At 70.4% G+C, this 12360-nt stretch carries 8 protein-coding genes; 5 read left to right on the top strand and 3 right to left on the bottom strand.

The window, feature by feature from the left end; translation table 11 throughout:
- Nucleotides 1-97 precede the first annotated feature (97 nt).
- Complete coding sequence (gene paaK, locus OG257_RS35770; RefSeq protein WP_329214395.1) at nucleotides 98-1387, top strand: phenylacetate--CoA ligase PaaK; 1290 nt, start codon at nucleotides 98-100, stop codon at nucleotides 1385-1387.
- A 68-nt stretch (nucleotides 1388-1455) separates the two neighbouring features.
- Here paaK and OG257_RS35765 read toward each other — a convergent pair whose 3' ends face one another.
- The 3 genes from OG257_RS35765 to OG257_RS35755 all read right to left on the bottom strand — a co-directional run bounded on the left by OG257_RS35765 (nucleotide 1456) and on the right by OG257_RS35755 (nucleotide 4836).
- Nucleotides 1456-2361 (bottom strand): class F sortase, encoded by a 906-nt coding sequence (locus tag OG257_RS35765; protein WP_329214394.1) that lies wholly within the window; start codon nucleotides 2359-2361, stop codon nucleotides 1456-1458.
- Nucleotides 2362-2500: 139 nt separating this feature from the next.
- Complete coding sequence (locus OG257_RS35760) at nucleotides 2501-3037, bottom strand: sortase (protein WP_329214392.1); 537 nt, start codon at nucleotides 3035-3037, stop codon at nucleotides 2501-2503.
- Between the two features lie 272 nt (nucleotides 3038-3309).
- Nucleotides 3310-4836 (bottom strand): acyl-CoA synthetase, encoded by a 1527-nt coding sequence (locus OG257_RS35755; RefSeq protein ID WP_329214390.1) that lies wholly within the window; start codon nucleotides 4834-4836, stop codon nucleotides 3310-3312.
- Between the two features lie 151 nt (nucleotides 4837-4987).
- Between OG257_RS35755 and OG257_RS35750 the strand changes: the two genes are divergently transcribed.
- From OG257_RS35750 to OG257_RS35735, 4 genes are all read left to right on the top strand, one after another.
- On the top strand, nucleotides 4988-7402 hold the full coding sequence (locus tag OG257_RS35750; protein WP_329214388.1) for an acylase: 2415 nt from the start codon (nucleotides 4988-4990) through the stop codon (nucleotides 7400-7402).
- A 580-nt stretch (nucleotides 7403-7982) separates the two neighbouring features.
- Complete coding sequence (locus tag OG257_RS35745) at nucleotides 7983-9824, top strand: serine hydrolase (protein WP_329214386.1); 1842 nt, start codon at nucleotides 7983-7985, stop codon at nucleotides 9822-9824.
- Nucleotides 9825-9849: 25 nt separating this feature from the next.
- Nucleotides 9850-10491, top strand: coding sequence for an SIMPL domain-containing protein (locus OG257_RS35740; protein WP_329214384.1), 642 nt, complete (start codon nucleotides 9850-9852; stop codon nucleotides 10489-10491).
- Between the two features lie 449 nt (nucleotides 10492-10940).
- Nucleotides 10941-12323 carry an endo-1,4-beta-xylanase gene (locus tag OG257_RS35735; protein ID WP_329214382.1) on the top strand — a complete coding sequence of 461 codons (1383 nt, stop codon included), beginning with the start codon at nucleotides 10941-10943 and terminating at the stop codon, nucleotides 12321-12323.
- Nucleotides 12324-12360 lie beyond the last annotated feature (37 nt).

Raw genomic sequence — 12360 nt, 5'->3', positions numbered from 1 at the left:
GTCACGCCTCTTGCCATGGCGTCGGCATCCTGAATTACTACTCCCAGGGACTTCGACCGAACGATCGGTCGTCCGCTTCGGCGAGAGGATTATCCGCATGACGGCTCTGCTGGACGCTGCCGAGCGGCTCGGCCGCGACGAGCTGGAGGCCCTGCAGCTGGAACGGCTGCGGACCACGCTGCGGCACGCTTACGACAACGTCGGCTTCTACCGGGAGGCCTTCGACAAGGCGGGCCTGCGGCCCGAGGACTGCCGTACGCTCGCCGACCTCGCCCGCTTCCCGTTCACCGTCAAGGCCGACCTGCGGGACAACTACCCCTTCGGGATGTTCGCCGTCCCCGAGGAGCGGGTACGGCGCATCCACGCGTCCAGCGGGACGACCGGCCGGCCGACCGTGGTCGGGTACACCGAGCGCGATCTGGACACCTGGGCGGACGTCGTCGCCCGGTCGATCAGGGCCGCGGGCGGGCGCCCGGGCCACAAGGTCCATGTGGCCTACGGGTACGGGCTGTTCACCGGCGGGCTCGGGGCGCACTACGGGGCGGAGCGCCTCGGCTGCACCGTCATTCCCGCGTCCGGCGGCATGACGGCCCGCCAGGTCCAGCTGATCCAGGACTTCCGTCCCGAGATCATCATGATCACGCCCTCGTACATGCTGACCCTGCTGGACGAGTTCGAGCGCCGGGGGGTCGATCCCCGTTCGACGTCGCTGAAGGTCGGCATCTTCGGCGCCGAGCCGTGGACCGAGCAGATGCGCCGGGAGATCGAGGAGCGCTTCGCCATCGACGCGGTCGACATATACGGACTGTCCGAGGTGATGGGCCCGGGTGTCGCGCAGGAGTGCGTGGAGACCAAGGACGGGCTGCACATCTGGGAGGACCACTTCTACCCGGAGGTCGTCGATCCGTTCACCGGCGAGGTGCTTCCGGACGGCGAGGAGGGCGAGCTGGTCTTCACCTCGCTCACCAAGGAGGCCATGCCGGTGATCCGTTACCGGACCCGTGATCTGACGCGGCTGCTGCCCGGTACGGCGCGGGTCTTCCGGCGGATGGAGAAGGTCACCGGGCGCAGCGACGACATGGTGATCCTGCGCGGGGTGAATCTCTTTCCGACGCAGATCGAGGAGATCGTGCTGCGCACGCCGGGGGTGGCGCCGCACTTCCAGCTGCGGCTGACCCGCGAGGGCCGCCTGGACGCACTGACGGTACGCGCCGAGGCGCGGGCCGGGGCCACGACGGACGAACGTGCCGCCGCGGCCCGGTCGATCGCGGCGGCCGTGAAGGACGGGGTCGGGGTGACGGTCGGGGTCGAGATCGTCGATCCGGAGGTGCTGGAGCGTTCGGTCGGAAAGATCAAGCGGATCATCGACCTCAGGGACGCCACCTGAGGCACGGCCCGGTGCTGACCGGCCGGGCAGCGGGTTGCCGTCAGCGGCTTGCCGTCAGCGGGTCGCCGTCAGCGGGTCGCCGTCAGAACGGCGAAGACGACGACATTGCTCCGGTACCCCGACTTCTTGGTGTAGCCACCGCCACAGGTGATCACCCGGATCTCGGGGCGGGCCGACGGGCCGTAGACCTTCTTGTCCGGGAAGTTCTTCTTGTCGTAGGACTCGACGGCGTAGACCGTGAACACGGCGGTGCGCAGGTCCGCCCGGATGACCTCGATCGTGGCGCCCTTGCGGACGGATCCCAGCCGGTGGAAGACGCCGGGGCCGACACGGGTGTCCACGTGTCCGGCGGTGATGGCGGTGCCCACGGCTCCGGGAGCGGTGCCGTCGGCGTACCAGCCGGCGAGGACCGGGTTGTCGTCGGGCGGAGGCTGCAGCGCCCCCGCCGCGTCGAGGGCCAGCCGGGCGACCGGGGCGTCCACGCCGACTGCGGGGATGCGCAGCCGGACCGGGTCCGACGGCGGGAGCGGGGCGACGGCCGGCCGCGCGGCCGGGGCGGTGCGGCTGGGGGACGGGGCCGCCGGGGCGGGGGCCACGGGGGCCGGGGCCACCGGGGCGGGCGTGGCCGGCAGGGGACGCAGGGGGGCCGGACGTACGGGTGGCCGGGGTGCGAGCTCCGGCGGCACGGGGGCGGGGCTCACATAGGCGGGAACCGCCCGGGTGGCGCCCACCGGGGCCGTGTAGGCCTGGGAGACCGCCGGTCGCGCGGGAGGGGCGGCGGCCGGCGCCGGCGCGCTGCGGACGGGCGCGGGAGGTGCGGGAGCCTCGATGGCCTGCGTGGTCGGCGGCTGCGGTGGCGTGTCGTCACGCATTCCGCTGACCACGAGCGCGGTGCCCGCGACCAGGGCCCAGACAAGATGCTTGACCGCGGGGAACGACTGCGGTGACGTGCTGGACCTGCGCCCGGTTTCCATCTCGTGTGCCTCTGCTTCGCAGCGGGTGAATTGCTTGAGGGGGTGGAAGCCCGCGGGCTCCCGGGCCTGTACGGCATCCGGGGCCCGCGGACAGGACACGGCCGCGCGGGACACGGGCCGCGGTCGGACACGAACGCGGTCAGGCTCCGACGGTGCTCACCCGACGGCGCATCCTGACCACACCTCCGGCGAGCGCACCGGCCAGCAGCACGCTTCCCGCGGCGAGCTGCGTGCCCTTGTCCGTGGGAGCCCCGAAGCCGGCGTCGACGCCTCCGCTCGGAGTACCCCCGCCGTTCGGGGCACCACCGCCGCTCTGGACGCGGTCGGCGATCTTGTACGTGTCAGTGATCATGATCCTCGGCGGGCACTTCACGATCACGGTGTCGGTGCGGGCGACGGTCCCCGCCGGAATCTCGAACACGCCGACGAGCGTGCCCTTGCGCTCGCCCGCGAAGAGGTGAAACGCCCCGCCGACCTCCGACGTGCCCTTGCCGTAGGTCTCCTTGCCGCATGCCCTGGTACTGACCGTGACCTGGGAACCGGGTGTGGCCCTGCCGGGGCTGATGCGGATGCTGGGCTCGGCGGCGGGTCCGGCGGCGGCGACCGCGGCCGGGGCCGAGAGCCCGAGGGCACCGACGATCAGACAGATACCCGCACCGACGCGTGTGTTGCGCATGAGGATCCTCCTACGGGAGCAGGGTCCGGCCTGTCTGCGCGGTACCTCTGCTGTGCTCCGTTCCTGAGGCAACCGACAGTCCGTCACATCCGCAACATGACATGTCGCCCCATGCGTCACCCGGCCAGGCGCAGGAGGGCGCCCCTGCGTGATCGTTTACGCAGGTCACCGAAGCGGAGGCAGGGACGGCGGAGGAACCGGCGGGCGGACGGCGAACGGGCTAAGCGCGGCGGGTGATCCGAACCGTCCCGAAGGCGGAGGGAGCCTGCGGGCTACTCCCCCGGCCTCAGGGTCCGGCTGCCGGAAAACCGGTCCCTCAGCTCCCTCTTGAGGATCTTTCCGCTGGCGTTGCGCGGCAGCTCGTCCACGAAGAGGACCCTCTTCGGGGCCTTGAAGTGGGGGAGCTTCTCGCGGGCGTACGCGATCAGTTCGGGCTCGGTGGCCTCGCCACGGCGTACGACGATCGCGGTGACGGCCTCGATCCAGCGCTCGTCGGGCAGCCCTACTACGGCCGTCTCGGCCACTGCCGGATGGGTGTAGAGGGCATCCTCCACCTGTCGTGAGGCGATGAGCACGCCTCCGGAGTTGATGACGTCCTTCACCCTGTCGACGACGGTGAAATAGCCCTGTGCGTCACGGACCGCGAGGTCGCCGGAGTGGAACCAGCCGTCCCGGAACGCCTCGGCGGTCTCCTCCGGCTTGTCCCAGTACCCCTGGCACAGCTGCGGGGAGCGGTACACCACTTCGCCTGCCGTGCCGTCAGGTACCTCCTTGCCGTGCTCGTCGACCACCTTCGCCTCGACGAAGAGCACGGGCCGCCCGCACGATTCCATCCGGCCCTCGTGCTCGTCGGGGCCGAGCACGGTGGCGAGCGGGCCGATCTCGCTCTGCCCGAAGCAGTTGTAGAAGGCCAGCCCGGGCAGCCGCTCGCGCAGCCGTTCCAGTACGGGCACCGGCATGATCGAGGCGCCGTAGTACGCCTTGCGCAGGGCACCGAGCTCACGCGTGGCGAAGTCCGGGTGGTTGGCGAGGCCGATCCACACGGTGGGCGGGGCGAAGAGGCTGTCCGCCTGCCCTGCCTCGACCAGGTCGAAGATCCGGCCCGCGTCCGGGGCGTCGAGGATGGTGTTCTCGGCGCCCACGGCGAGGTACGGCAGCAGGAACACGTGCATCTGCGCGGAGTGGTAGAGCGGCAGCGAGTGCACGGGCCGGTCGGTGGCGCGCAGGTCGAGCGCGGTGACGGCGCTGACGTACTCGTGGACCAGGGCGCCGTGCGTCATCATCGCGCCCTTGGGCCGGTCCGTGGTGCCCGAGGTGTACAGCAGCTGGACCAGGTCGTCGGCGCCGGGCGCACGGTCGGGAGTGAAGGGGCGCGGGGTGTCCAGTTCGCCGAGGAGCGAGTCCGGCGCGTCGCGCAGTGCGCGTACGGCGTGTCCGTCGGGGATGCGCGGGGCCAGGTCGGGGTCGGTGAGGACGAGGGAGCTGCCGGACTGTTCGAGGATGTACGCCAGGTCGTCACCGGTGAGGTTCTGATTGACCGGCACATGGACCAGCCCTGCCCTGGCGCAGGCCAGATAGGCGATCAGATAGACATCGGAGTTGTGGGCGAAGGAGGCGACCCGGTCACCGGGACGCAGTCCGTGTGCGCCGGTGAGCACCGCGGCGGCCGTGCTGACGGACGCGTCGAGGGCCGCATAGGTCCAGGACCGCCCGGCGTAGCGGACGGCGATGTGCTCGGGGGTGCGCCGGGCGCTGCGCGCCACGACTCCGTCGACTGTGCTGCTGCGTACACCTGTCATGGCGTGATCCTGGGCGGCCCGCCGCCGGGGGTCAAGGGCCCGGATACCGACCAGCCGGTTGACAGGTGCACGGGTGGGCTGACTGAGTGGCGCGTGGCTGTCCGGGACTCCTGGGCAACCGCTTTTCACACCCGCACAGTTGGGAGGACCCTTGCCCCTCCGTAACCGTCTGAGACTCCTCGCGGTCTCCGGACTCGCTCTGTTCACCGCGGCCGCGTCGCTGCCTCCGGCCGCGGCCCGCACCTCGCCCGAGCACCGCCCCTCGGGCGGCGGACTGTCCGCCGTCATCCGGTACACCGAGTACGGCATCCCGCACATCGTCGCCAAGGACTACGCGGCTCTGGGCTTCGGCAACGGCTGGGCGCAGGCCGCCGACCAGGTGTGCGTCCTCGCCGACGGATTCGTCACCGTGCGCGGTGAGCGGTCGGCGTACTTCGGTCAGGACGCCGCCCCGGACGGCTCGTTGTCCTCGGCGACGAGGAACCTCTCCAGCGATCTGTACTTCCGCGGGGTACGCGCGAGCGGCACCGTCGAGAAGCTGCTGAAGGTCCCGGCGCCGGCCGGTCCCAGTCACGACGTCAAGGAGACCATGCGCGGCTGGGCCGCCGGTTACAACGCGTGGATCAAGCAGAACCCGATCACGGATCCGGCCTGCCGGGGAGCCTCCTGGGTGCGGCCCGTCACCGCGCTGGACGTGGCCGTCCGGGGCTTCGCGATCTCCGTGCTCGGCGGTCAGGGCCGTGGCATCGAAGGCATCACGGCCGCCCAGCCACCGTCCTCGGTCCCGGCTGTCCCGGGCGTGTCGCCCGAGGAGGCGGCCGGCGCCGCGCAGCGGCTGCTGTCCACGCAGAACGCCGATATGGGTTCCAACGCCGTCGCCTTCAACGGGTCCACGACGGCCGGCGGGCGCGGGCTGCTGCTCGGCAACCCGCACTACCCGTGGCAGGGCGGGCGCCGGTTCTGGCAGTCCCAGCAGACCATTCCCGGCGAGCTGGATGTGGCGGGCGGTTCCCTGCTCGGCTCGACGACGATGTCGATCGGGCACAACAGGAACATCGCCTGGAGCCATACCGTCGCCACGGGCGTCACGCTCAATCTGCATCAGCTGACGCTCGATCCAGCCGATCCGACGGCCTACCTGGTGGACGGCCGGAGCGTACGGATGACGAAGCGGACGGTCACGGTGCCCGTGAAGGACGCCGCCCCGGTGACCCGCAGCCAGTGGTGGACCCGCTACGGCCCCGTGGTCACCTCACTGGGGGCGGGGCTGCCGTTGCCCTGGACGGCGACGACCGCGTATGCGCTGAACGATCCCAACGCCACGAACCTGCGCGCCTCGGACACCTCGCTCGGTTTCAGCAGGGCGCGCAGTACAGCGGACATCGAGGCGGCGCTGCACCGCACCCAGGGCCTGCCGTGGGTGAACACGGTCGCCGCCGATTCCCGGGGGCACTCCTTCTTCTCCCAGTCCCAGGTACTGCCGAGGATCACCGACGACCTCGCCCAGCGCTGCTCCACCGCTCTGGGGAAGGCCACGTACCCCTCGTCGGGACTTGCGGTCCTCGACGGATCTCGGAGCGAGTGCGCGCTCGGCTCCGACCCCGACGCCCTCCAGCCGGGCATCTTCGGGCCGGGCAGGATGCCCGTGCTCAAGGACGCCACGTACGTGGAGAACTCCAACGACAGTGCCTGGCTGACCCATGCGGACACACCGCTGACCGGCTACGAGCGTGTCTTCGGCACCATCGGCACACCGCGCTCCATGCGTACCCGCGGTGCGATCGAGGACGTGTCAGGGATGGCGGAGAAGGGGCGCCTGACCGTCGGTGACCTGCAGCGCCAGCAGTTCGCGAACCGGGCGCCCGCCGGTGACATGGCAGCCGCCGATCTGGCACGTGCCTGCTCGGAGCTGCCCGGCGGCACCGCGTCCGCCACCGACGGTTCGCCGGTCGACGTGTCGGCGGCGTGCGGCGTGCTGAGGCGCTGGGACCGGACCATGGACACCGGCAGCGCCGGAGCACTGCTCTTCGACCGCTTCTGGCGCAGGGCCACCGGGACGGTCCCGGCCGACAAGCTGTGGAAGGTGCCGTTCTCCGCCGCCGATCCGGTCCGGACACCGAACACCCTGAACACCGCGGCCCCCGGTGTCACCGCGGCGCTGGCCGACGCGGTGGCCGAGCTGCGGGCGGCGGGGATCGCGCTGGACGCGCCTCTGGGCAGTCATCAGTCCGTCGTACGCAACGGGAAGCGCATCCCGGTGGGCGGCGGTACGGAGTCGCTCGGCGTCTGGAACAAGACGGAGCCCGTGTGGAACGCCCCGGGAGGCGGCTACACCGAGGTGTCGGCCGGTTCCAGCTACATCCAGGTGGTCGGCTGGGACGGCGGTCCGTGCCCGGTGGCCCGGACCCTGCTCACGTACTCCCAGTCGTCGAACCCCGCGTCACCGCACTTCAGTGACCAGACCCGGTTGTACTCGGGCGAGCGCTGGGTGACGTCGCGGTTCTGCGAGAAGGACATGGCACGCTCACCCGCGCTGCGGGTCGTGCGGGTCCACGAGAGGCGATAGCACTCGCTCTGTCCGCCCCCATCGGCCCCTGACGCACCGGCAGGACGCGTCAGGGGCCGATCGCGACGGTCAGGGCGAGCAGCACCATGTGGGTGGCGCCGAGACCGAGGTGGAGCAGCGCCACCAGGAGCATGATCAGGCCAGGCACGGTCGCGCCCCGGTCGGGCCGGGCTTTCCGATCGTGAAGGTGGGCAGGACCATGCTCAGGGTGGTCTGTGTCGCCACCGCTGTCGGCGCGGCGCCGGCGCCCTCGGCCCCGGACCGGTTGCGCTCACGTTCATGGCCACAGGCTGCCGGAGGAGGCCCGGGAGGGCTCGATGGGACAGCACCCCGCCGCTCGGTGGGACGGCACCCTGGGCACTCGGGAACGCGGGGACCGGCGTCTTCGCGATCGCCAATGCACCGTGATCCGCACGCACAGCGCTTCCTGATGTTGCGTCAGATTCTTCTGCCCGTCAGAGGCGTACGGGACGGCGGGCGTGACAGTAATCTCTGCTTCGGCAGGAAGTTTCAGACTCGGACGAGATTTCGAAAGTTACTTTCGCGCAAGTGCTTTCCATATCAGGGGAAGGGGTTCCGGATGGCCGGGGACGTGTCGGGCAGGGGAATGAGCCGTCGGAGGCTGGGCGGCGGGATACTGGCGCTGGGCGGAGCCCTCGCCCTCGCGCCGATGCCCTTCGCGGCAGCGGCCGCCGAGCGCGGGGCGGAGGTGGGCACACAGTCGGGAGCTGGTACGGGTATGAGGTCGGGGCAGGGCGGACCCACATTGCGCCGCGGTTCGGCCGAGCGCGCGGGGCTGCTGTCCGAGCCGCTCGACCAGCTCGTCGCCGACGCGGAGACGTATCTCGCCGACTCCCCCAAGCACCCCTGGTACGCGGGGGCCGTGCTGCTCGCCGGACGTGGCGGCACCGTGGCCCTGCACCGGCCCATCGGCAAGGCGGTGCGCTACGCGGCGTACGACGAGAAGACCGACACCGGCGTGGAGTTCCCCGCGGACCAGCAGATCGCGATGGCCGAGGACACCGTCTTCGACCTGGCGTCGGTGTCCAAGCTGTTCACCTCGATCCTGGCCGTTCAGCAGATCGAGCGGGGTGCGCTGGAGCTGGAGGCGACGGTCGCCTCCTATCTGCCGGACTTCGCGGGCGGCGGCAAGCAGGACGTGACCATCCGCCAGCTCCTCACGCACACCTCGGGCTTCCGGTCCTGGATCCCGCTCTTCAAGGAGCCGACCAGGGAGGGGAAGCTCCGTCTGCTGTGGAACGAGGTGCCGGCCTCCGCCCCCGGCACGAAGTACCTCTACTCCGACCTCAATCTGATCTCGCTGCAGCTGGTCCTGGAAAAGATCACCGGCCGCACCCAGGACGTCCTGCTCCGCGAGGAGATCACCGCTCCGCTCGGGATGCACCGCACCCGCTACAACCCGCCCGCTTCGTGGAAGCCGAAGATCGCCGCCACCGAGGATTCCCGGCTGCCCTGGTCCGGCCTGGAGCGAGGGCTGGTCTGGGGCGAGGTCCACGACGAGAACGCCTTCAGCCTGGACGGCGTCGCCGGGCACGCGGGGGTCTTCTCCTGCGCCTGGGATCTGGCGGTCCTGGCCCGCACGCTGCTCAACGGGGGTGTCTACGGCAGGACCCGGATCCTGTCCGAGGACTCCGTGGAGCTGATGTTCACCGACTTCAACACCGCGTTCCCGGGCGACGAGCACGGCCTGGGCTTCGAGCTCTACCAGCACTGGTACATGGGTGCGATGGCCACGCCGCGCACCGCGGGACACACCGGTTTCACCGGCACGAGCCTGGTCCTCGATCCGACGACGGACTCGTTCCTGATCGTCCTCGGCAACTCGGTGCACCCCGTGCGCACCTGGCGCTCGGGCAGTGCGCCGCGGGTGGCGGCGGCCAACCGGATGGCGCGCGCCGTTCCTGTCCGTCCCGCCCATGGGCGTACCGCCTGGTTCTCCGGCATGGCGAGCGCCTCGACCGCCACGCTCGCCCTGCCGGCGCTGCGTCCGGCGTCCGCGCACGCGGTGCTGAGCTGTGCGCTCTGGTGGGACACCGAGCCGGGCTCGGACTCCCTGCGCCTGGAGGCGTCCTCGGATTCCGGGGCGACGTGGCTGCCCGTGCCGTTCACGACCGTACCGGCGGACGGAGGCCGCCCTCCGCAGCCCGAGCCGCACCCGGCGGGCTCGGTGTCCGGCTGGTCGGGCCGGGCCTGGCATCGTCTCGAGGCGGACCTGGCCGCCTGGCGCGGCACGGAGGTCGTGCTGCGATGGCGGTACACCACCGACCAGTTGTACGTCGGGCGCGGTGCGTACGTCGACGGTGTACGGGTCCGGGACGGCGGCCGCACGCTCTTCGACGGGGACAGGCCCGGCGACTCCGGCCGCATCGAGACCACGGGCTGGATTCTCTCCGCCGACTGAGCGGTCCGGCTGCTTGGATGACGGTATGAACGGAACCCAGTCCATAGATGCCCCGTGGGGCGTGTCGGTGTTCGGTGCGGCCAGCGTGGATGCCGCGCCCGACCTGGCACGCCTCCGCGTCGCGATCGAGCAGACCAGGAACAAGCCCGGTGAGGCTTTCGCCGCCACCCGGAGCGGTGTGAACCGGATCCGGGAGGTCCTGCGCGGGCACGGGGTGCCCGAGGCCGCGGTGTCGACGTCGCGGCTGAACCTGTCGTCCCGGTGGAGCTACGGCGACGAGCGCAAGTTCCTCGGCTACGAGTGCACCGCCTCGTTCGTGATCGAGCTGCGGGAACTGGACATCCTGGAGACCGTTCTCATCGACGTGGTCGATGCCGGGGCCAACCAGGTCAAGGGTGTCGAGTTCGACGTGAGCACGAAGAAGGAGCTGCGCGCCCGGGCGCGCACGGCGGCCGTCGCCGCGGCGCGGGAGAAGGCGGCCCTGTATGCCGAGGCGGCCGATGTGCGGCTCGGACCCGTGATCCACATCAAGGACGTGGACTCGGAGCAGCTGCAGAACTACCGCGGCCACGGCGGGCAGAACGGCGGCGGCGAGGGCGATCTGACGCCGGGCAGGGTGTCCGTGTCGGCGGGCGTCGTGATCGGGCTTTCCCTCAGCAGCAGTTGAGGACGCGCGCGTCGGCGCGAGGAGCACAGGAGACGGACGTTGAGCGCGGGCCGCCCCGAGGGGGTCCGCGCTCCGCCATTTCCGGCACCGAAACTTTCGCAGACCGTCATGAACATCTTTCGTAATGCTCGACGGCGATTACGGGAGGCTCTGCCGGATGAATTCCCATACGCACCGAAGTCACACCGTCTGCGCAGGTCATGTCACCGCCCGCTCACAGATGAGCGGTTATTCGCTCGGAAATATTTCGGAAATGTGGCGTTGACGGTTCGTCACGTTGAGCGCATACTCTCCCACGCGCCCCCTGCTCCAACGCTCGTCCTCCCGCCGCGGGAGCGCCCACCGGGTGCACCCGCGGCGGCTGCACAGCACCTCGAACGGTCCGAACCCCCACACCCGGGCACCCAGTTCACTCCGCCCGGCAACCGGAAGAAGAGGCTGGAAACGTGATGGCCAAGAAGTCCCCCGGCGACACCTTCACCCGTCCGCACCTGCCGGCCCGTGCCAGACGGGCGGTCTCGCTCATCACGGCGGGCGTCCTCGCCGCGGCGGGCGTGGTCTCCCTCGCCGGTACGGCCGAGGCCGTCGGCGCACTCGGCGACGCCGCTGCGGCCAAGGGCCGGTACTTCGGTACCGCGGTGGCCGCCAACCACCTCGGCGAGGCGCAGTACGCGTCCACGCTGGACGCCCAGTTCGACTCGGTGACGCCCGAGAACGAGATGAAGTGGGATGCGGTCGAGAGCACCCGCAACTCGTTCAACTTCTCGTCCGCCGACCAGATCGTCAGCCGCGCCCAGAGCAAGGGCATGAAGGTCCGCGGACACACGCTCGTGTGGCACTCCCAGCTTCCCGGCTGGGTCGGCGGCCTGGGAACCGCAGATCTGCGTACGGCGATGAACAACCACATCACCCAGGTGATGACGCACTACAAGGGCAAGATCCACTCCTGGGACGTGGTGAACGAGGCCTTCCAGGACGGCAGCAGCGGCGCACGGCGCAGTTCGCCGTTCCAGGACAAGCTCGGCAACGGCTTCATAGAGGAGGCGTTCCGCACCGCCCGCACGGTGGATGCCAACGCCAAGCTCTGTTACAACGACTACAACACCGACGGCCAGAACGCGAAGAGCAACGCGGTCTACGACATGGTCAAGGACTTCAAGCAGCGCGGTGTGCCGATCGACTGCGTGGGCTTCCAGTCGCACTTCAACAGCAACTCCCCCGTCCCTAGCGACTTCCAGGCCAACCTTCAGCGCTTCGCCGCTCTCGGCGTCGACGTGCAGATCACCGAGCTGGACATCGAGGGGTCCGGCTCGGCACAGGCCGCCAGCTACACCAAGGTGGTGAACGCCTGCCAGGCCGTGTCACGCTGCACCGGTATCACCGTCTGGGGAGTCACGGACAAGTACTCGTGGCGCAGCAGCGGCACTCCGCTCCTGTTCGACGGCAACTACAACAAGAAGCCGGCGTACGACGCGGTGCTCGCCGCGCTCGGCGGATCCACCGGTGGCGGCGACGGCGGCGGCACCGGCAGCTGCACCGCCACGTACACCCAGACCGCCACCTGGAACGGCGGGTACAACGGACAGGTGACCATCAAGGCAGGCAGTTCCGCCATCAGTACGTGGACGGTGCCGGTGACCGTGGTCTCGCCGCAGAAGGTCAGCGCCACCTGGAACGGCTCGCCCACCTGGGATTCCAGCGGAAACGTGATGACCATGAAGCCGAGCAACAACGGGAACCTCGCCGCGGGTGCCTCGACGAGCTTCGGGTTCACCGTCGCGACGAACGGGAACACCTCCGCGCCCGCAGTCGGTTCCTGCACCGCATCCTGACCGGAGTCGGTTCCTGCACCGCCTCCTGACCGGAGTC

The organism is Streptomyces sp. NBC_00683, assembly GCF_036226745.1.
GTDB lineage: Bacteria > Actinomycetota > Actinomycetes > Streptomycetales > Streptomycetaceae > Streptomyces.
The sequence above is the reverse complement of the archived record's forward strand: the minus strand, read 5'-3'. Positions and strand labels throughout refer to the sequence as shown.

What these genes read in the sequence shown, in the direction of transcription:
- paaK (WP_329214395.1), top strand. Translation starts at nt 98, where the DNA reads ATGACGGCTCTGCTGGACGCTGCCGAGCGGCTCGGCCGCGACGAGCTG.
- OG257_RS35765 (WP_329214394.1), bottom strand. Translation starts at nt 2,361, where the DNA reads ATGGAAACCGGGCGCAGGTCCAGCACGTCACCGCAGTCGTTCCCCGCG.
- OG257_RS35760 (WP_329214392.1), bottom strand. Translation starts at nt 3,037, where the DNA reads ATGCGCAACACACGCGTCGGTGCGGGTATCTGTCTGATCGTCGGTGCC.
- OG257_RS35755 (WP_329214390.1), bottom strand. Translation starts at nt 4,836, where the DNA reads ATGACAGGTGTACGCAGCAGCACAGTCGACGGAGTCGTGGCGCGCAGC.
- OG257_RS35745 (WP_329214386.1), top strand. Translation starts at nt 7,983, where the DNA reads ATGGCCGGGGACGTGTCGGGCAGGGGAATGAGCCGTCGGAGGCTGGGC.
- OG257_RS35740 (WP_329214384.1), top strand. Translation starts at nt 9,850, where the DNA reads ATGAACGGAACCCAGTCCATAGATGCCCCGTGGGGCGTGTCGGTGTTC.
- OG257_RS35735 (WP_329214382.1), top strand. Translation starts at nt 10,941, where the DNA reads ATGGCCAAGAAGTCCCCCGGCGACACCTTCACCCGTCCGCACCTGCCG.